Here is a 19,054-nt window from a genome sequence, read left to right as displayed (position 1 = left end):
GGACGGGGGAGTCGTACGGCACGGGGGGAGTCGATCGAGTGGACCAGGGGACACGGCCGGGCGGACTGCGGTTCGAAGTGCTCGGGCCGGTGCGCGGCCTGAGCGACGGGGTGGAGCTGGCGCTCGGCTCGCCGCAGCAGCAGGGGCTGCTGCTCGCCCTGCTGTTCCGGGCGGGCCGGCAGGTTTCGGGCACCCAGCTGATCGACGACCTGTGGGGCGAGGACCCGCCGGCCAGCGCGCACGGCGTCATCCGTACGTACGTGCACCGGCTGCGCCGGGTCCTCGGGCCCGACGTGCTGACCTCGCTCGGCGGCGGGTACCTGCTCGTGGCCGACCCCGAGGCCCTGGACACCGCGCGCTGCGAGGCGCGGCTGGCCCGGGCGCGGACGCTGCGCGCCGAGGGGCGGCACGCCGAGGCGGCGGCCGTCCTGCGGGCGGCGCTGGCGCTCTGGCGGGGCGAGCCGATGTCGGGGGTGCCCGGTCCGTACGTGCAGCGCCAGCGCCGGGAGTGGGAGGAGCGCCGGCTCGCCGTCCTGGAGTCCTGTCTGGAGGCGGAGGTCGAGGGCGGCCGGTCGGCGGAGTCGGTCGCCGAACTGGCGGCCCTGGCCGAGGAGCACCCGCTGCGCGAGCGGCTCTCGGAGCTGCTGATGCTCGCGCTGTACCGCTCCGGACGGCAGGCGGGCGCGCTGGAGGTGTACCGGGCGGCGGACCGCCGGCTGCGCACCGAGCTGGGCGTCGCCCCCGGCCCGGGGCTGCGCGACCTGCACGGGCGGATCCTGGCGGCGGACGCGTCGCTGGCGGCGCCCGCCGGGCCGCCGTCCGGGACGGAGCTCCCGGAGGAGGACCGGACCCCGGCCGGCGCCGGGCCCGCGGCCGGGCCGGATCCGGCCACGGCCCTGCGGCCCGACCAACTCCCGGCCGCCGTCGCCGACTTCACCGGCCGGGCGGCGGAGGTGGCGGCGGTGCGGGCCGCCCTGCGGGAGCCGGGCTGCGTGCCCGTGGCGGCGGTCGCGGGCATGGGCGGGGTCGGCAAGACCGCGCTCGCCCTGCACGTCGCGCACAGCCTCGCCGACGAGTTCCCGGACGGCCGGCTCTACCTCGACCTGCACGGCGCGGACGGCCGCCCGACCCGCCCCGAGGAGGCGCTGGCGGTCTTCCTGCGTTCCTTCGGCGTCCCCGTCGAGGCGATCCCGGCGGGCGCGGCCGAACGGGCCGCCCGCTACCGGTCGTTGCTCGCCGGGCGGCGGGTGCTCGTCCTGCTCGACAACGCGCGTGACGCCGAGCAGGTCCGCCCGCTGCTCCCCGGCGCCGCGGGCTGCGCCGTCCTGGTCACCAGTCGGACCAGGATCGGGGCGCTGCCCAACGCCCGCTTCACCGAACTGCCGGTGCTGCCCGCCGAGGAGGCGGTCACCCTGCTGACCCGGGTGGTGGGCGCCGAGCGGGTGGCGGCCGAGGCCGGTCCGGCCGGTGAACTCGTCCGGTTGTGCGGGCAGTTGCCGCTGGCGGTGCGGATCCTCGCGGCCCGCCTGGCCTGCCGCCCCGGCTGGAGCGTGACCCGGCTGGTGGAGCAACTGGGCGGCAGCCGCTACCGGTTGGACGCGCTGCGCAGCGGGGACCTCGCCGTCGACTCCTCGTTCCGCTTCGGCTTCGACCAGCTGGACGCCGAACAGGCGCGCGCCTTCCGGATGCTGGCCGTTCCCGAGGTGCCGGACCTGTCGGCGGCGGAGGCGGCGGCGGTCCTGGACCGGCCGGAGGCGTTCGCCGAGGAGCTGGCCGAGTCGCTGGTGGACTGCTCGATGCTGGAGGTCTCGGCGAGCCCCGACCGCTACCGCTACCACGATCTGCTGCGGGACTTCGCCCAGCGGGTCGACCGGTTCTGCCCGGGCGGCCCGAGCGATCAGGCGGAGGTCGACGGCGAGCGGGTGGCCGCGCTGGCCCGGCTGGTGGACCACCACCACGCGCGGGTGACGGCCGCGCTCCGGGCACCGACGGCCCGGAGCGCCTCCCCGGCCGTCGCGGACTACGTGGCCGTCGGGGCGCTGGTGCGCCAGTGCGCGCAGCTCCCGGGCCGGCCCCCGGGCGCGGCGCCCGGCCTGGGCCGGCTCGCCGAACTCCTGCTGGGCGTCTGCCTGTCGGCGGACTCCGGGCACGCCGTCCGGCCGCTCGGCCACGCCGCGAACGCCCTGCTGCGCGCCGCCCTGGAGGAGGGCGAGCGGACCGCGGAGGCCCGGGCCCGCCTGGTGCTCGGCCGGCTGCTGGCCGAGGTCGGCTCCGCCTCCTCGGCCCTCGCCGAGCTGCTCCGGGTCCGCGATCTGTGCACCGCGCACGGACTGCCGCAGCCGCTGCTGGCCCTCGCGCACGGCTCGCTCGCCGCCTGCTTCCTCCAGCTCGGCCGCGCGGACGAGGCGGTGGCCGGCTTCTCGGCCGCGGTGGCGGTCCGCCGGCAGCTCGGCGACCGGCGCGCGCTGGCCGTCGAACTGCTCGAACTGGCGGGGGCGTTCGCCCGCCAGGGCCGGTTCGGCGCGGCGAGCCGGGTGGTCGACCAGTCCCTGATGATCGGCCACGACCTGGCCGACCGCGAACTGGAGGCCCGCGCCCGGGACTCGCTCGGCTCGATCGCCCACGACCTCGGCCGGCCCGACCAGGCGGTCGCCCACCGCCGGGCCGCCCTCGCCCTGACCGACCCGGACGACCACCGGCGGACCGGCCGGATCCTGCTGCGGCTCGGCGAGTCGCTGCGCGCGGCCGGGCGCGTGCCGGAGGCGGTCGAGGCGGCCGAGCGGGCGGTCGACGTCCTGACCCTGGACGGCGACCACCGGGGCCGGGGCCTCGCCCTGGCCGCCCTCGGCGACGCCCTGGCGGACCCCCGCCCGGGCGACCCGGAGCGGCCCGGTGACCTGGAGCGCCCCGGTGACCTGGCCCGGGCCCGCGCCTGCTGGGCCGAGGCGCACGGCATCCTGGCCCCGATCGGCTCGCCGGAGGCCGAGCGCCTGCTGCCGCTGCTCGGCGAGGACCGCCCGGCCGGACCGCCCCGGCGGTCCTGGCCCTCCTGGCTCCCGGCCTGACCCCGGCTGCCGGTCCGTCTCGTGCTCCTGGCCCGCGTGGGCGACCGGCCCCGGCCGTCCGCGCGGGTCCGGGGCCTGTCTTCGCCCCCCCGCCCGCCGGGCGATGTGCCTCCGGCCCGGCGGGCGGGGGGTCCGCTCCGCGCGGCGTTGTCCTCGGTCGCGGACGGCCGGGGGAACTGCCCGGGCCGCCCTCCGGGCGGACGGCGGGGGTTCGACGGCGGGCCCCCGGGTCAGGCCGCCGCCGAGACCGTCCACACCTGGTCGGGGGAGCCCGTGCAGGCGCGGACCGTGGCGGGCGCGTCGGGCCCGGCGGCCGACAGGCAGCGCTGCGAATCCCGGGCGACGGTCACCAGATAGCCGCCGCGCGTCGGGGTGAACGACCAGATCTGGTTCGGGGTGCTGGGGATCGGCGGGTACAGCAGCCGGGTCTGCGAGCGGGTCCCCTCCAGGTCCAGGACCCGGCCGGACCGGCTGGCGGCGTTGGTGAGGGAGTACCCGCCGTCGGTGCGCGGGGTCAGCTGCCAGACGCCGCCCGGGCCGCCGTCGTCGGAGGTGAGGACCACCGGGTTGCCGTCGACGTCGAGAGAGGCCTGGTCGTACAGCACGGACCCGCCGTTGGACAGCCGGGCGAGGTGCGGCAGCGGGCCGCCCGGCTGGACCGGCGGCTTGACGGGTGGATCGGTCGGCACGGTCCCGGGCGGCGGGGGCGACGGGGAGGCGGTGTACGGCGGGGGAGTGGTGTACGCCGGCGGGGGCGTGGTGTACCCCGGGGCGGGCGTGTAGGCGGGGGAGGTGGTCCGCGGCGGGGTGGCCGTGTAGGCCGGGGCGCTCGGCGGCGCGGCCGTGTACCCGGGGCTGCCCGGGGCGGACGGCTGCCCGGGTGCGGAGGAGGGGGCGTTCGGCGCGCCGCCCGCGGTCCCGGAGCCGGCCGCCCCGCCCGGTGTCCCCGGCGTGCCAGGGAGGTTCGCGGAGGCGTTCGGCGCGACACCGTTCCCGCCCACCGCCGCGCCGGCCGTTCCGCCCGGGACTCCGCCCGCCGTCCCGCCCGGAGCCGCGCCGCCCGTGACGCCCGCCTCGGGGAGCGGCGCGCCCGGGACGGCCGGCCCGGTCGGTGAGGGTTCCCCGGACGGGGCCGGCGCACCGGGGGAGGGGGACGGCGCGCCCTGGTCGGGAAGCAGGCCGACGGGCGCCGACAGCGGGAGGCCCGACGGGGCGGAGGCCGCCGCCGCGTCGCCCGCCCGGAGCTCGGCCGGCCCCGCGGCCCGGTGCAGGACGACGGCCGTCGTGGCGGTGACGGCGCAGCAGAGCGCGGCGGCGCCGGTCACGAGCAGGGTCCGGCGCCGGCTGCCGAACAGCGCCGCCCGCCACCGGGCCGCGCGCGAGGGCGTCGCGGCGGCGGCCTCGGTCGCGACCGCCGGGCGGACCGCCGACCCGGTGGCCCGGAGCGCCGCCAGCGCGCCGGTCGACCGGACCACCGCCGCCCAGGACGGCCCGGCCGCCGGGCCCTCGGCCGGTGCGCCGGCGAGGGCCGCCAGGACGGCCGTGGTCATGGCGGCGGCGTCCGGCCAGCGCAGGGCCGGGTCCTTCGCCAGCGCCCGTTCGATCAGGGCCCGGACCGGGGCCGGGACGTCGTCCGGCAGCGGGGGCACCGGATCGGTCAGGTGCTTGAGGATCAGCTCCAGGGCGGTCTCGCCCTCGAACGGCAGCCGCCCGGTCAGGCACTCGTAGAGCACCACCCCGAGCGCGTACAGGTCCGCCGAGGCGGTGACCGTGCCGGTGGAGGCCTGTTCGGGTGCCTGGTAGGCGGCGGTGCCGAGCACCATCCCGGGCACGGTGAGCCGGGGGTCGCAGCCCGGGCGGGCGATGCCGAAGTCGGTGATGACCACGTGGCCGTCACGCACCATCAGGTTGGCCGGCTTGATGTCCCGGTGGACGATGCCGGCCTCGTGCGCCGCCTGGAGCCCGGCCAGCACCTCCAGCGCCAGGCCGAGGGCCTGCGGGACGGTCAGCGGTCCGCGCCGTTCCATCACGGCGCTCAGCGGCTCGCCGTCGATCAGCTCCATCACCAGGTAGGCGACCGGGCGGGCGGCGGGTTCCGGCGGCGCGCCCCAGGAGGGGACGTTCTCGGCGGTGCGGCCGGGGCCGAAGTCGTACACGCCGACGATGCCCGGGTGCTGCACCCGGGCCATCACCCGGGCCTCGTCGTGGAACCGTTCCGCGAAGCCGGGCTCGTCCAGCAGGGCGGGTTTGAGGACCTTGACGGCCACCCGGCGGTCGAGCACCTGGTCCCTGGCGAGCCAGACATCGCCCATCGAACCGCCGCCGAGCCAGTCGTCCAGCCGGTAGCGGTCACCGAGCGTGGTGCCACGCATGATTCTCCTCGACCTCGTTTCGTCGCCGCGACCGCCGCCGGGGCCGGGCCGGCCCTCGGTCGCACCGGCGAATCCTGCCGGGTGGAAATAAACGCCGACTTGGCGTGGGCACCGAAACCCCCGGGTCGGGCCGTCCGGCCCTCCTGTCAACGCGTCCGTGGACGGTCCGTCGACTCGCTGTGTGCGGCGGAGCGGTGACATGGCGACAGGTCGACTCCACCGGGGAGCCGGCCGGAAGGGGGAACCCGAGATGATCAACCGTCGTACGGCCGCCGCCGCGGTCCTGGTCGCCGCGACCGCGGTGTCAGGGACGGCCCTGGGGGCCGGGACCGCGAGCGCGACCGACCTGCCGCTGCCGGTCAGCGGCGCCGAGTACCGCCTCTCCAGCAAGGCGGGCGGAGCCCTGCAGTGGGACAGCCGCACCACCGGGTCCAACGTGGTGGTCCGCGACTGGAACGAGACGTCCGCCCAGCAGGTCTGGACGATCAAGGACGAGGGCGCCGGCACCTGGTCGGTCAAGGTGCCCGGCACCAACAACGCGATCGACCGCGACATGGGCCGGAACACCGTCGGCGCCTGGAACTACGTGGGCGCGGACAACCAGCGGTGGAGCCTGCACAACACCTCGCTGGGCGACGGCAGGGGGTGGCTGCTGCGCAACGTCTCGGACCCGAGCCTCTGCCTCACCCGCGGCGCGGACCTGAACGCGAAGGTGGCCGCCTGCGACGCCGGCGACCCGGCGCAGAACTGGAACCTCGACCGGAACACCGGCACCACCCCGCCGAACCCCGGCCGCCCGGTCATCGACCTGGACTACTCGCAGGCCCCGGACCTCGGCCCGTGGCTGGAGCAGCAGAAGCAGACCGTCGCGAACTACTACCCGACGATCTCGAACCTGGTCACCAAGGGTGCGTGGACCGCCGCCCCCCGGTTCCGGATCGTCCTCGACCCGCAGATCGTCAACTACCCCGCCGAGGCGCGGTCCGGCGCCGTGCCCGAGATCCACGTCAACATCAACTACACCCGGAACAACCGGGGCGACACCGGCTTCCTGCTGCACGAGGCCGCGCACGTGGCGTTCTTCGGCCACCCGTACCGCCCGGGATGGCTGGAGGAGGGGCTGGCGGACTGGGTGCGCTACTACAACTTCCAGCCCGGCACCGTCCACCCGCTCGCCCCGGGGGACCGGTACAACAGCGGCTACAGCGCCACCGCGCGGTTCATCGACTACGTCATGAGGGCCTACCAGCGGCCCGACCTGCCGTACCTGCTGAACACCAGGGACTACGACAACACCGGCCAGATCTGGGTCCAGCTCACCGGCAAGACCGCCGACCAGCTCTGGAACGAGATGCCCAAGTAGGCCACGTACGGCCGGGCCGACACCCCGAGGACGGCCGCCCCACCGGCGGCGGCCGTCCTGCGCGCCCCCGGCCCCCGGCCGTCCGCCCCCCGTCGCCGTCTGCCGGGCTCCGCCCCGTCCGCGGTTCGGCCCCCGACTGCCCGCCCGGCGCCCGGCCCTGCCGCCCACCGCCCGTCGGACTCCCCCCCCCGTCGGTGACCCACCCCTCCCCCCCGCCGACCGTCCGCAGGACGGGGCGGGTACGGAGGGTGACGGGTGGGGCGGGCGATTCGGACTTGAATCTTTGCGAACGAATGTTCGATCCTGGGGGTGTGCCCGTTTTCGAATCTGTTTTCGAATCCACCGTCGAGCGGAAGCCCGCGCTCCGGCCGGTGGCGTCGACCGCTGCCCCCGGCCGGGGGCTGCTGCCGGTGGTGCCCGCCCTGAGCGGGCTGCTGCCGGAGGGCGGGCTGCGGCGGGGCACGGCGGTGTCGGTCGCGGGCGGGGACGCCGGGCTGCTGCTGGCGCTGGCCGCCGGGGTGCGGGAGACCGACGGCGGCTGGGCCGCGGCGGTCGGGCTGCCGGACCTCGGGCTGGCCGCGGCCGCCGGGTACGGGCTCGACCTGCGGCGGCTGCTGGTGGCCGACGACCCCGGCCCGCACTGGGCCGAGGTGGTGTCCGTGCTGGCCGGCGCCGTCGAACTGATCATGCTGCGCCCGGACGGCCCGGTCCCGCCGAACCTGGCCGCCCGCCTGGCCGCCGTGCTGCGCCGCAGCGGCTGCGTGCTGCTGGTGGCCGGGCCCTGGCCGGGGGCCGGACTGCGGCTGGGCGTGCGCTCCGGGCGCTGGTTCGGGCTGGGGGACGGGCACGGCCGGCTCACCGGACGGCAGGTGGAGGTGGTGGCCGAGGGGCGCGGATCGGCGGGGCGCGGGCGGACGGCCCGGCTCTGGCTGCCGGACGCGCAGGGCGCGGTGCGGACCGTGGAGGAGACGGTCGGCGCCGGGATCGTGGACGAGGTGGGGGAGGACGCGGTGTCGGGGGCCGGAGCGGGCCTCGACCGTATGGCGGTGGTGTGAGATGACCGGCGGAGAGATGGCCGGGTCCACCGGGGCGGGTGGTGCGGTCACCCCCCGGGTGCTGGTGGTGTGGTGTCCGGACTGGCCGGTGGTGGCCGCCGAACGTCCGGGGGAGGACCGGGACGTCCCGGTGGCGGTGGTCGAGGGCGGCCGGGTGCTGGCCTGCTCGGCGGAGGCCCGGGCGGCCGGGGTGCGGCAGGGGCAGCGGCTCAAGCTGGCCCAGCGGCTCTGCCCGGCGCTGGAGCTGCGCGAGCGCGACCCGGAGGCGGAGGCCCGGCGGTTCGAGCCGGTGGTCGCGGCGGTGGAGGCGTTCACCCCCCGGGTGGAGGTGCTGCGCCCGGGGCTGTGCGCGATCCCGGTGAAGGGGCCGGCCCGCTACTTCGGCGGGGAGGAGGCCCTGGCGGCGAAGGTCCAGGGGGCGGTCACGGCCGCCCTCGCGGCGGCGACGACGGCCGCCGCGGGTGAACAGGACACGGCCGCGGACACCGCCGGTCCCCAGGCGCACCCGGCGGACGCGGAGCCGTCCGGGAGCCCCGGCGCCGTCGGCGCCGGGAACGACGGCGGCCTCGCCGAGGTCGTCCCGCTGCACCCCGCCGACGCCGAGCGGCCGCCCGCGTCCCGGCGGCCGGTCGCCGGGACGGACGAGCTGTTCGCCGCCGCGCCCGCAGCCCGGGACGGCGCCCGGGGCGGCTTCGCCCGCCCGCCCGCCTACCCGCCGGCCCCCGCCCCGGGGGGCGCGACCCCCGGCGCCGGGACCCCCGCCGAGGCGGCGCCGCCGCTCGGCCGGGTCGGCGTGGCCGACGGCCTGTTCGCCGCCGTGCTCGCCGCCCGGGCCGGCGTGCTGGTCCCCGCCGGGCGGACGGCGGAGTTCCTCGCGCCCTACCCGGTGGCCGCGCTCGGCGACGCCGAGCTGGCCGAACTGCTGGAGCGGCTGGGCCTGCCCACGGTCGGGGCGTTCGCCGCGCTGCCCGCCGAATCGGTGGCCGACCGCTTCGGCCCGGCCGGCACGGTGGCGCACCGGCTGGCCCGCGGGCTGCAGCCGCGCCCGCTGGTGCCGCGCGCCGAGGGCCCGGACCTCTCCGTCGAGCAGCGCTTCGACCCGCCCGAGCCGCTCGCCGAACCGCTGGTGTTCGTCGCCCGTACCCTGGCCGAGCGGCTGCACCAGCGGCTCGCCGGGGCGGGGTTGACCTGCCAGCGGGTCGCCGTCGAGGTGGTGTGCGCCGACGGCCGGACGGTCGCGCGGCTCTGGCGCCACGAGGGCCGGCTCTCCGCGACGGCGCTCGCCGAGCGCGTCCGCTGGCAGCTCCAGGCCTGGCAGAGCACCGGCACGTTCGACCGCGCCGACGGCCCCCACGCCCCCGAACCGGGCGGGTTCACCGCGCTGCGGCTCGTCCCCGACGACCTCACCCCCGACCAGGGCCGCCAACTCGCCCTCTGGGGGCAGGCGGTGGCGGACGACCGGGTGGAGCGCGCGGTGGCCCGGGTACAGGCGGTGCTCGGGCACGCCGGGCTGCGCCGGATCGAGCCGGCCGGCGGCCGGGGGCCGGACGACCAGGCGGTCCGGGTGCCCTGGGGCGAGCCGTACGACCCGGCGGCGCCCGCCGACGCGCCCTGGCCCGGGCGGCTGGGCGGCCCGCGGGACGTCTGGCCGGCCGTGGTGCACCGCGTCCCGGTGCCGGCGGCGGTGCTGGACGCGGCCGGGCGGCCGGTGACGGTGGACGGCCGGGCGGGGGTGTCGGCCCGCCCGGCCACCGTGGCGGTGCGCGGGCGGGAACTGGCGGTGGACGGCTGGACCGGCCCCTGGCCGGCGGTCGAGTACTGGTGGGACCAGGCGCGCGCCCGCCGCCGGGCCCGGTTCCAGGTGACGGTGGCGGACGGGCGGGCGCTGCTGCTCACGGTGGAGGGGGGTGCCTGGTTCGTGGAGGCCGGGTACGACTGACGGCCGGCACGCCGAGGGGGCCCGAGAAGACGAGCGAGAGACCGAAGGCACCACCCCCGATGGGATTCACCAGCCATCCCCTCCTCCCCTGGAGCGAACTGCACCGGCGCCTGACCGGCGACGGCGGCGGCGACGTCGTCCCGCTGCGCCCGCACGCCGGCGACACCCCGGACGGGCCCGCCGAGCGGCCCGCCGGGAGGCCGCCCGCCGGACCGGCCTGGGCCGAACTGCACGTCCACTCCGCCTTCAGCTTCCTCGACGGCGCCAGCGACCCCGAGGCGCTGGTCGCCGAGGCCGCCCGGCTGGGCGTCGAGGCCCTCGCGCTCACCGACCACGACGGCCTCTACGGCGCGGTCCGCCTCGCCGAGGCGGCCCGCGGAACGGGCGTGTCCACCGTCTTCGGTGCGGAACTGACACTTCGCCAGGAGAAGGGCGGCGTCGAGCACCTGCTCGTGCTGGCCCGCGACCCGGAGGGCTACCGCCGCCTCTCCGCCGTCATCGGCGCGGCCCAACTCGCCGGCGGGGCCAAGGGGAACCCGATCTACGACGTCGAGGCCCTCGCCGAAGCGCACGGCGGCCACTGGGCGGTCCTCACCGGCTGCCGCCTCGGCCGCGTCCCCGCCGCGCTGGCCGCCGCCGGCGGCGGACCGGCCGAACCAGAGGTCCAACTGCGCACCCTCACCGAGGCGTTCGGGCGCGAGAACGTCCACGTCGAGCTGATCGACCAGTGGCTCCCCGGCGACGACCAGCGCAACGACGCGCTCGCGGCCCTCGCCGGCCGGCTGCGCCTGACCACCGTCGCCTCCACCAACGCCCACCACGCGAGCCCCGCCGAGGGCCGTCTCGCCCAGAGCCTGGCCGCCCTGCACGAGCGCCGCACCCTCCCCGAGGCGGTGGGCTGGACGCAGGCCGCCGGCACCGCCCACCTGCGCTCCGGCCGGGAGATGGCGGCCCGGCTGGCCCGCTTCCCGGGCGTGCGCGAGGCCACCGTGGACCTCGCCCGGGCCTGCGCCTTCGACTTCGCCACCCTGGACCCGGAGCTGCCCGGCTATCCCGTCCCGCCCGGCCACACCGAGATCAGCCACCTGCGCGCCCTGGTCGCCGAGGGCGGCCCGGCCCGGTTCGGGCCCGGCAACGGCCCGGCCCGCCGCCAGCTCGCCCGCGAGCTGGACGTCATCGAACGACTCGACCTGGCCGGCTACTTCCTGATCGTCCACGACATCGTCGACTTCTGCCGCCGGGAGTCCATCTGGTGCCAGGGGCGCGGTTCTGCGGCCAACTCCGCGGTCTGCTACGCGCTCGGGATCACCGCCGTCGACCCGGTGCACTACAAGCTGCTCTTCGAACGCTTCCTCTCCACCGCCCGGGACGGGCCGCCGGACATCGACCTGGACATCGAGAACCGCCGCCGCGAGGAGGTCATCCAGTACGTCTACCGCCGGTACGGGCGCGAGCACGCCGCCCAGGTCGCCAATGTGATCACCTACCGGCCCCGGCTGGCCCTGCGCGACGCCGCCCGGGTGCTCGGCTACCCGCAGGGGCAGGTGGACGCGTTCAGCCGGCAGGCCGACTTCCGCTCACCGCCCGGCGCGGACGCCGTCATCCCCGCCGACGTGCTCGCGCTCGCCGGGCAGCTCCACGGCCTGCCGCGCCACCTGGGCATCCACTCGGGCGGCATGGTGCTCACCCGGGAGCCGATCGCCGAGATCTGCCCGACCGAGTGGGCGCGGATGCCGGGGCGCTCCGTACTGCAGTGGGACAAGGAATCGGTGGCCGGCGCCGGGCTGGTCAAGATCGACCTGCTCGGCCTCGGCATGCTCGCCGCGCTGCACGACACCTGCGACCTGGTCGCCCGGCACCACGGCGAGCACTACGACCTGGCGACCATCCCGGACGACGACGCGGGCGTGTACACGATGCTGCGGCGGGCCGACACCGTCGGCGTCTTCCAGGTCGAGTCGCGCGCCCAGATGGCCACCCTGCCCCGGCTCAAGCCGGACCACTTCTACGACCTGGTGGTGGAGGTCGCGCTGATCCGGCCCGGCCCGATCCAGGGCGGCTCCGTCCACCCCTACCTGCGCCGCCGCGCCGGGCTGGAGCCGGCCGGCTGCCCGCACCCGCTGATGGAGAACGCGCTCGGCAAGACCCTCGGAGTGCCGCTGTTCCAGGAGCAGATGATGCAACTCGCCATCGACTGCGCCGGGTTCACCCCCGCCGAGGCGGACCGGCTGCGCCAGGCGATGGGCGCCAAGCGCTCGCACGAGCGGGTCGCCCGGCTGCGCGAGCGGCTGCTCGGCGGCATGACCGAGCGCGGCATCCCGGAGGAGGTGGCGCAGGACGTCTACACCAAGATCGAGGCCTTCTCCAACTACGGCTTCCCGGAGAGCCACGCGATCAGCTTCGCCTATCTGGTGTACGCCAGTGCCTGGCTCAAGTACCACTACCCGGCGGCCTTCACCTGCGCCCTGCTGGCCAACCAGCCGATGGGCTTCTACTCGCCGCTCAGCCTGATCTCGGACGCCCGGCGGCACGGCGTGCGGGTACGCGGGGTGGACGTCAACGCCAGCGGGCCCGGGCCCACCCTGGAGCCGTACCGGGGGCCGACGCCGAAACCGCCGCTCACCGCCGGGAAGCCGCAGCCCGCGATCCGGCTCGGGCTGGACACCGTGCGCGGCATCGGCACCGCGCAGGCCGGGGCGATCGCGGCCGGGCAGCCGTACGCGGACCTGGAGGACTTCGCCCGCCGCACCGGGCTGCCCGCGCCGGCCCTGGAGGCGCTGGCCGCGGCGGGCGCGTTCGGCTGCTTCGGGCTCGGCCGGCGGCAGGCGCTCTGGGCGGCGGGCGCCTTCGCGGGCGTCACGGCGGACCTCATCCCGGGCACGACGCCCGGCACCGAGGCGCCGGACCTGCCCGCGATGACCCCGATCGAGGAGACCATCGCCGACCTCTGGGCCACCGGGACGTCCGCGACCAGCCACCCGCTCCAGCACCTGCGCGCCCACCTGGAGCGCGGCGGCGCGCTCTCGGCCGCCGAACTCCCGGACGTGCCGGCCGGCACGGCGGTGGTGGTCGGCGGCCTGGTCACCCACCGGCAGCGGCCGCCGACGGCGGGCGGGGTGCTCTTCCTCAGCCTGGAGGACGAGACCGGGCTGATCAACGTGATCTGCGGCCGGCCGGTCTGGGAGTCCCAGCGCCGCACCGCCCTGGACCGGGCCGGGCTCCTGGTGCACGGGCACGTCGAACGGGACCGGGGTGCCACCAACCTGGTCGCCACCCGGCTCACCCCGCTGCGGATCGGGCTGTGACGGCACCGCGGCGGCGGCGTCCTGGCCGGGTTCGACACCGAGCGGATCCACCGGGAGCCCGAACACCTGCCGGGCGGCGACGAGGACGCGGCGGAGGAGGCCGAGTGGCTTCTCGGCGAACTCCTCCCGGCCTGGGCGGCGGGCGCCCTGGAGCGGGGCCGCGGGCTGCTGCTCCTGCGGGACGGCGGGAAGTAGGCGGCAAGCGGCGGGATTCAGTGCTGTGCGACCGGCGCGGCGCAGTCGTGGGGGGATGCCTGCGCCGCGCCGGGGTCCGTGGTGACCGGCCGCCCGAGGGCCGGTCAGAAGGCGGGCCGGTCGTTCAGTTCGACGATCCGCAGGTCGCTCAGGCGCACCGTGTACCAGACGTCCTGGCTGCCGCCGCCGTCCCAGAGCTCGGTGAGCCGTACCGAGGCGAAGCCGTACTCGTCCTTCACCTGCTGGACCGACCAGTCCACCGGGACGTTCTGGGCCCGGAACACCGGATCGGCGTCGTGCTGCTGCGCCCAGGCGTCCAGGCGGACGTTGAGGTGCGGGGAGAGGTAGCGCTCGCGGACGGCGCGCGGGGTCTCGCCGGTCTCGCCGAGCACCGCCCCCCGGTACGCCTCGAAGAAGGTGAACACCTGGTGCGCGGCCGGCGTCCCCGCCCGGACCTGCGCCGGCGCGGCGGCCGCGGCCGGGGCGGCGGGCAGCGCGAACGCGGCCTGGGCGGGGGCGGCCATGAGGCCACCGGCGGCGAGCAGGGCGGCGGCCCCGGCGAGGACGGTGCGCATCGAGGGCACTCGCGCCGGGTTCGTTCGCGCCGGGCTCGTTCGCGTCAGCTTCATTCGCGTCATGCCCGAAGTCCATCATTCGCCGACGAACTCTGTATATCGCCGAAACGTGTGGTTTACCGCGCGACCTGGCCTATTTGACGATTCATCGGCTAAAGCGACGACCCCGCCTCCCGGCCCGCTCCGGGCGGTCCGGCGAAGGCCTGGGCGATCGGCAGCCAGGCCGTCGCGACCTCGCCGGCGGCGTTCAGCGCGAGGTCGTCCCGGTGCCGGCGCCGGGTGACCAGCAGGCAGAAGTCCAGCGCCGGGCCGGTCACCCGGTCCGCCGCGTCCGCCGGCCCCCAGGCCCACGATCCGCCGTCCGGCGCGGTCAGTTCCACCCGCACCGGGGCCTGCGGGGCGGGCAGTCCGTGCACCGTGAACGCGAACCCCATGGTCCGCACCCCCAGGTGTGCGACGTGCCGCAGGCGCGCCGTCGGCTCCCGGCGGACGCCGAGCGCGTCCGCCACGTCCTGCCCGTGCGCCCAGGTCTCCATCAGCCGCGCGGTGGCCATCGACGCGGCCTTCATCGGCGGGCCCAGCCAGGGCAGCCTGGCATCGGCCGGCACCGCCGCGAGCGCGGCCGCGAGCCGCTCCCGGCCGGAGCGCCAGCGGGCCAGCAGCGCGGCCGGCGGCTCGCCCGCCCCGCGCGCCGCGCCCTCCTCCACCGGGTCCGCCCCGGCCGCCACCAGTTCGCCGAACACCCGGCCGGACTCCGCGACGAAGGCCTCCGGATCGCGTGCGGCCAGCTCCGACCAGTCGTCCGTCCACGCCAGGTGGGCGATCTGGTGCGCCACCGTCCACCCCGGCGCGGGCGTGTCCAGCGCCCAGTCGTCCGGCTCCAGTCCGGCGACCAGCCCGTCCAGCACCCCGCTCTCGGCCCGCAGATCGGCGAGCAGCCCGGCCAGCACGGGCGAAGCCCCGGGAACGTTCGGATCCGCCATGGATCTCCCCTTCGCAAGCATCGGAACACCTTGGAAGCCACGGAAACACCGGAAGGCGGCGGCGGGACCCTGGGGTGACCCGCCGGTAACCTCGCGCCCGCACCCTACGCCGCCGGGCCCGCGCCCACCCGGAACTCCGCGCAACTCCACACGACACGCACGCCGAACCCGTTCGCGACCCCTCCCCACCGCCGGGAGGGCGTGTGACAATCGCGCGATGACGACCGCCCCGACCGCGCCGAAGAGCAGCGCCGAGGCCCCGGACGACCTCGCCGCCCGGGCCGCCGAGCTGGTCCGGGACGCCGTGCTCGGCGATCTCGCCCGCCGGGTGGTCGCCGACTGCGGTGCCGACGTCGGCCTGGTCGGCGTGCCCGAGCCGGGCGTGACCGGGGCCGGCGGCGAGGGCATGGTGCTGCGGCACTGGGCCGGCACCCGGGCGGAGCTGCTGCACGACCTCCCGGTGCCGGCCGGCACCGGCCTCGGCGGCCGGGCGCTCGCCGAACGGGAGCCCACCTGGGTGCCCGACTACCGCGCCGCCACCACCATCTCGCACCACTACGACGCCGCCGTCACCGCCGAGGACCTCTACGCGATGCTCACCGTGCCGCTGCTGCACGGCGGCACCGTGCACGGCGTGGTGTACGCCTCGCTGCGCGCCGTGGTCCCGTTCGGGGACGTCCGGATCGCCGCCGTGGCCAGGCTCGCCCAGGCCGCCACCCGGGCGCTCGCCGGGGCCCAGGCCTGGCGCGAGACCCCGCCGGCGGAGACGGCCCCGGCCGCCGGCGCGGTGCGAAGACCTCCGCTGACCCGGCGCGAGCACGAGGTGCTCCGCTGGGCGGCGACCGGCCGGACCAACCCGGAGATCGCCGCCCAGCTCGGCCTCACCTGCAACACGGTGACCGGCTACCTGAAGAGCGCCATGCACAAGCTCGGCGTCCGCAACCGCACCGAACTCGCCCTCGCCGCACGGGAGTCCGGACTGCTCGACTGAACCCCCGGGCGGGCCGGGTCAGTTGACCTTCCGCTCCCGGCCCGACCAGTAGGGCTCGCGGAGCCGGAACTTCTGCAGCTTCCCGGTGGTCGTCCGCGGCAGCGCGTCCCGGAACTCCACCGAGGTGGGCGACTTGTAGCCGGCCAGCCGCTGCTTGCAGTGCGCGATGAGGTCCGCCTCGGTGACTTCCGCGCCCGGCTTCGCCACCACCAGCGCCTTGACCGTCTCGCCCCACTTGGCGTCCGGCACGCCGATCACCGCGACCTCGGCCACCGCCGGGTGGTCGTAGAGGCAGTCCTCCACCTCGATCGAGGAGACGTTCTCCCCGCCGCTGATGATGACGTCCTTCTTCCGGTCCGAGATGGTCAGGTAGCCGTCCTCCAGCACGCCGCCGTCGCCGGTGTGGAACCAGCCGTCCCGCAGCGCCTCCGCGGTGGCCTCCGGCTGCTGCCAGTAGCCGTCCAGCACGACGTTGGAGCGGACCAGCACCTCGCCCTGCTCGTCGACCCGCACCTGGTTGCCGATCGCCGGCGCGCCCGCCTGCACCAGCTTCTCCGCCCGCCGCTCGGCGGGCAGTTCGTCCCACTCGGCGCGGGTGCGGTTGACCGTCACCACCGGGGAGGTCTCGGTCAGGCCGTAGATCTGCATGAACTCCCAGCCGAGTTCGGACTCCACCCGCTGCACCACCGAGGTCGGCGGCGGCGCGCCGGCCACCACCATCCGCACCCGGTCCCGGCCGGGAACGGGGCCGTCCCACTCGGCGGCCGCGTCCAGCACCATCTGCACCACCGCCGGGGCGCCGCACAGGAAGGTCACCCCGTGCCGCTCGACCCGGCGCAGGATCTCGGCGCCGTCCACCTTCCGCAGCACCACGTGCCGGGCGCCCAGTCCGGTGAGCGAGAACGGCAGCCCCCAGCCGTTGGCGTGGAACATCGGCAGGGTGTGCAGGTAGACGTCGCGGTCGCCCGCCCCGAAGTGCAGGGCCATCAGCGTCGCGTTCAGCCAGATGTTGCGGTGGGTGAGCTGAACGCCCTTGGGGCGGGCGGTGGTTCCGCTGGTGTAGTTGATGGTCGCGGTGTCGTTCTCGTCGATCGCGTACCGGCGCGGAGCGTTCCCGAAGTCGTACAGCAGTGCGTCGCTGTCCGCCCCGATGACGAACTTGTGCTTGGCGACCACCCCGGCCAGCGGCTCGGCCAGCTCCGGGTCGACCAGCAGCACGGAGGCGCCGCTCTGCTCGACGATGTACGACACCTCCTCCGCCTTGAGGCGGAAGTTCACCGGCACCAGCACCCGGCCGTGCCCGCTCACGCCGAACAGCGAGGTCAGCAGCCGGGCCGAGTTGTGCGACACGACCGCCACCCGTTCGCCGGGGCCGACCCCCAGCCGGTCCAGCCCGGCCGCCTGCGCCCGCGCCAGCTGCGCGACCCGACGGTACGTCAGATCGGTCCAGGGTGCGGCCGGTTGGACCGGCTCGTCGACGATGCCGACCCGGTCGCCGTAGACCAGCTCGGCCCGGTCGAGGAAGTCCATCACGGAGAGTGGAATCTGCATGGGCCCCACTGTCCTCCGCCCGCCGCCCCCTGCACACCCCCGATCGGGGGTGTCACCCGGACGGGGCCCTCGGGCCGGCCGGGCGCCCGGCCGGCGTCCGACGGCCGCCACCCGGGGCCGCCGCCCCACCGCCTCGTCCGCGCGCGCCGTCGTCCCGTTCACCTCCGCGAGCCCGCGACCCTGCCGCCAGTGATAGGAAGAGCACAGGACATCCGCGCACGGGGGAGACACCGATGACCGACCACCGCTCCGGCAGCCTGTACGAGGCGATCGGAGGCCTCGACGCCCTGCGGCGGCTGAGCGACACGTTCTACCGGGGCGTGCTCGCCGATCCGCTGCTCGCGCCGGTCTTCGCCCGCTTCACGCCCGCCCACGTCGAGCACGTCGCCGTCTGGCTGGCCGAGGTGTTCGACGGACCGGACCGCTTCACCGCCGAACTCGGCGGCCACCAGGCCCTGCTCCGCGCCCACCTCGGCCTCGCCATCACCGAGGAGCAGCGCCTGCGCTGGATGGAGCTGATGGCCGAGGCGGTGCGCGCGGAGCTGCCCGGGGACGAGCTGCTGCGCCGCCGCGTCCTGGAGTACTTCGACTGGGGCACCAGGATCGCCGAGGACGTCTCCGCCTCCCCGGCCGGCACCGACCTCGGAGAACCGGGACCCACCCCGCGCTGGGGCTGGGAGGGTCTGCGGTGACGGCCGTGCTCGCCGCCGCCGCGCCGCGCGCCGAGGGGCTGCTGCTGCGCCCCTTCCTCCCGCGGGACGCGCCCGCCCTGCTGGAGATCCACCGCGACCCGACGCTGCGCCGCTTCATCCGCAACCAGGTGAACGAGCCCGCCGACGCCGCCCGCTGGCTGGAGGACCAGGAGCGGGGCCGGGCGGAGGGCAGCCGGTACGCCTTCGCCGTCCTGGAGGAGGGCGCGCTGGTCGGCAACGTCGTGCTCAAGCGCGGCGCCCCGGGCAGCGCCGGCTCCGAGGTGGGCTACTGGACGGCCGCCGCCGCGCGCGGCCGGGGCGTGGCCCCGCGGGCGCTGGCGGCGCTCACCGCCTGGGCGGGGGAGACCTTCGCCGCCGACGGGCTGGTCCGCCTCGACCTCTTCCACGAGGGGGACAACCAGGCCTCCTGCCGGGTGGCCGAGAAGGCCGGATACCCCTTCGAGGCCCTCGTCCCGGCCGCCCCGCCGCGCTACCCGGGCGACGGCCACTGGCACAGCCGGCCGGTCCGATAACGACTGGACCGGCGGGACGATCGAGGTCAGAGTGACCCCATGGCTTCTCTGGTACGACATGTGACGATCGACTGCGCCGACCCCTACACCCTGGCCCGGTTCTGGGCGCAGGTGCTGGACGCCACCCTGTCCGAGGACGACAACCCCGGTGACCCGGAGGCGCTGGTCGAGTCGGCGGGCGCCGCGCTGCTCTTCATCCGGGTGCCCGACGGCAAGAGCGTCAAGAACCGCGTCCACCTGGACGTCCAGCCGCAGGACCGCACCCGGGACGAGGAGGTGGAGCGCCTCCTCGCCCTGGGGGCGACGCTCTTCGAGGACCACCGCACCCCGGACGGCAAGGGCTGGGCGACCCTCACCGACATCGAGGGCAACGAGTTCTGCGTCGAGCGCAGCGCCGCCGAGCGGATCGCCACCGAGACCGCGACCGCCTGACGC

12 protein-coding genes and 1 pseudogene are annotated in these 19,054 nt (G+C 76.8%); 9 read left to right on the top strand and 4 right to left on the bottom strand.

Annotation, left to right across the window (positions count from 1 at the left end):
- The first annotated feature begins 38 nt into the window (after positions 1–38).
- The gene (locus tag ABT093_RS25915; RefSeq protein WP_350568580.1) at positions 39–3,065 is read left to right on the top strand and encodes an AfsR/SARP family transcriptional regulator; all 3,027 of its coding nucleotides are present in this window, start codon (positions 39–41) and stop codon (positions 3,063–3,065) included.
- Positions 3,066–3,295: 230 nt separating this feature from the next.
- Here the strand turns inward: ABT093_RS25915 and ABT093_RS25910 are convergent, their stop codons facing one another.
- The gene (locus ABT093_RS25910) at positions 3,296–5,437 is read right to left on the bottom strand and encodes a serine/threonine protein kinase (protein ID WP_350568579.1); all 2,142 of its coding nucleotides are present in this window, start codon (positions 5,435–5,437) and stop codon (positions 3,296–3,298) included.
- A 250-nt stretch (positions 5,438–5,687) separates the two neighbouring features.
- On the opposite strand from ABT093_RS25910, the gene ABT093_RS25905 reads away from it, so the two are divergent.
- The 4 genes from ABT093_RS25905 to ABT093_RS25890 all read left to right on the top strand — a co-directional run bounded on the left by ABT093_RS25905 (position 5,688) and on the right by ABT093_RS25890 (position 13,099).
- On the top strand, positions 5,688–6,800 hold the full coding sequence (locus ABT093_RS25905; protein ID WP_350568577.1) for a basic secretory protein-like protein: 1,113 nt from the start codon (positions 5,688–5,690) through the stop codon (positions 6,798–6,800).
- 311 nt (positions 6,801–7,111) lie between these two features.
- Positions 7,112–7,855: a DnaE2-dependent mutagenesis accessory factor ImuA' gene (gene imuA' / locus ABT093_RS25900; protein WP_350568576.1), complete on the top strand. Its 744-nt coding sequence runs from the start codon at positions 7,112–7,114 to the stop codon at positions 7,853–7,855.
- Between the two features lies 1 nt (position 7,856).
- Positions 7,857–9,794: a DNA polymerase Y family protein gene (locus ABT093_RS25895; RefSeq protein WP_350568574.1), complete on the top strand. Its 1,938-nt coding sequence runs from the start codon at positions 7,857–7,859 to the stop codon at positions 9,792–9,794.
- Positions 9,795–9,853: 59 nt separating this feature from the next.
- A complete protein-coding gene (locus tag ABT093_RS25890) occupies positions 9,854–13,099 on the top strand; it encodes an error-prone DNA polymerase (RefSeq protein WP_350568573.1) in 3,246 nt (1,081 codons plus the stop codon).
- Between the two features lie 299 nt (positions 13,100–13,398).
- Here the strand turns inward: ABT093_RS25890 and ABT093_RS25885 are convergent, their stop codons facing one another.
- The gene (locus ABT093_RS25885) at positions 13,399–13,932 is read right to left on the bottom strand and encodes a hypothetical protein (RefSeq protein WP_350568572.1); all 534 of its coding nucleotides are present in this window, start codon (positions 13,930–13,932) and stop codon (positions 13,399–13,401) included.
- 89 nt (positions 13,933–14,021) lie between these two features.
- Positions 14,022–14,852: a TIGR03084 family metal-binding protein gene (locus ABT093_RS25880; RefSeq protein WP_350568570.1), complete on the bottom strand. Its 831-nt coding sequence runs from the start codon at positions 14,850–14,852 to the stop codon at positions 14,022–14,024.
- A gap of 217 nt (positions 14,853–15,069) precedes the next feature.
- Here ABT093_RS25880 and ABT093_RS25875 point away from each other — a divergent pair, with 217 nt between their 5' ends.
- On the top strand, positions 15,070–15,843 hold the full coding sequence (locus tag ABT093_RS25875; protein ID WP_350568569.1) for a LuxR C-terminal-related transcriptional regulator: 774 nt from the start codon (positions 15,070–15,072) through the stop codon (positions 15,841–15,843).
- Between the two features lie 18 nt (positions 15,844–15,861).
- On the opposite strand, the gene ABT093_RS25870 is transcribed toward ABT093_RS25875, so the two are convergent.
- Entirely contained in the window at positions 15,862–17,394 is a 1,533-nt protein-coding gene (locus ABT093_RS25870) for an AMP-binding protein (protein ID WP_350568568.1), read from the bottom strand.
- A 233-nt stretch (positions 17,395–17,627) separates the two neighbouring features.
- Here ABT093_RS25870 and ABT093_RS25865 point away from each other — a divergent pair, with 233 nt between their 5' ends.
- The 3 genes and pseudogenes from ABT093_RS25865 to ABT093_RS25855 form a co-directional block, all read left to right on the top strand.
- Positions 17,628–18,086 carry a group II truncated hemoglobin gene (locus tag ABT093_RS25865; protein ID WP_350568567.1) on the top strand — a complete coding sequence of 153 codons (459 nt, stop codon included), beginning with the start codon at positions 17,628–17,630 and terminating at the stop codon, positions 18,084–18,086.
- A complete protein-coding gene (locus tag ABT093_RS25860; protein WP_350568566.1) occupies positions 18,083–18,619 on the top strand; it encodes a GNAT family N-acetyltransferase in 537 nt (178 codons plus the stop codon). The genes ABT093_RS25865 and ABT093_RS25860 overlap by 4 nt, the downstream gene beginning before the upstream one ends.
- Before the next feature lie 39 nt (positions 18,620–18,658).
- A pseudogene (locus ABT093_RS25855) lies at positions 18,659–19,030 on the top strand (VOC family protein); the annotation flags it as partial.
- Between the last annotated feature and the right edge of the window lie 24 nt (positions 19,031–19,054).

The sequence above is a fragment of the Kitasatospora sp. NPDC002551 genome (assembly GCF_040296005.1).
Lineage (GTDB): Bacteria > Actinomycetota > Actinomycetes > Streptomycetales > Streptomycetaceae > Kitasatospora.
The sequence above is the reverse complement of the archived record's forward strand: the minus strand, read 5'-3'. Positions and strand labels throughout refer to the sequence as shown.

What these genes read in the sequence shown, in the direction of transcription:
- ABT093_RS25910 (WP_350568579.1), bottom strand. Translation starts at nt 5,437, where the DNA reads ATGCGTGGCACCACGCTCGGTGACCGCTACCGGCTGGACGACTGGCTC.
- ABT093_RS25905 (WP_350568577.1), top strand. Translation starts at nt 5,688, where the DNA reads ATGATCAACCGTCGTACGGCCGCCGCCGCGGTCCTGGTCGCCGCGACC.
- ABT093_RS25895 (WP_350568574.1), top strand. Translation starts at nt 7,857, where the DNA reads ATGACCGGCGGAGAGATGGCCGGGTCCACCGGGGCGGGTGGTGCGGTC.
- ABT093_RS25890 (WP_350568573.1), top strand. Translation starts at nt 9,854, where the DNA reads ATGGGATTCACCAGCCATCCCCTCCTCCCCTGGAGCGAACTGCACCGG.
- ABT093_RS25885 (WP_350568572.1), bottom strand. Translation starts at nt 13,932, where the DNA reads ATGACGCGAATGAAGCTGACGCGAACGAGCCCGGCGCGAACGAACCCG.
- ABT093_RS25880 (WP_350568570.1), bottom strand. Translation starts at nt 14,852, where the DNA reads ATGGCGGATCCGAACGTTCCCGGGGCTTCGCCCGTGCTGGCCGGGCTG.
- ABT093_RS25875 (WP_350568569.1), top strand. Translation starts at nt 15,070, where the DNA reads ATGACGACCGCCCCGACCGCGCCGAAGAGCAGCGCCGAGGCCCCGGAC.
- ABT093_RS25870 (WP_350568568.1), bottom strand. Translation starts at nt 17,394, where the DNA reads ATGCAGATTCCACTCTCCGTGATGGACTTCCTCGACCGGGCCGAGCTG.
- ABT093_RS25865 (WP_350568567.1), top strand. Translation starts at nt 17,628, where the DNA reads ATGACCGACCACCGCTCCGGCAGCCTGTACGAGGCGATCGGAGGCCTC.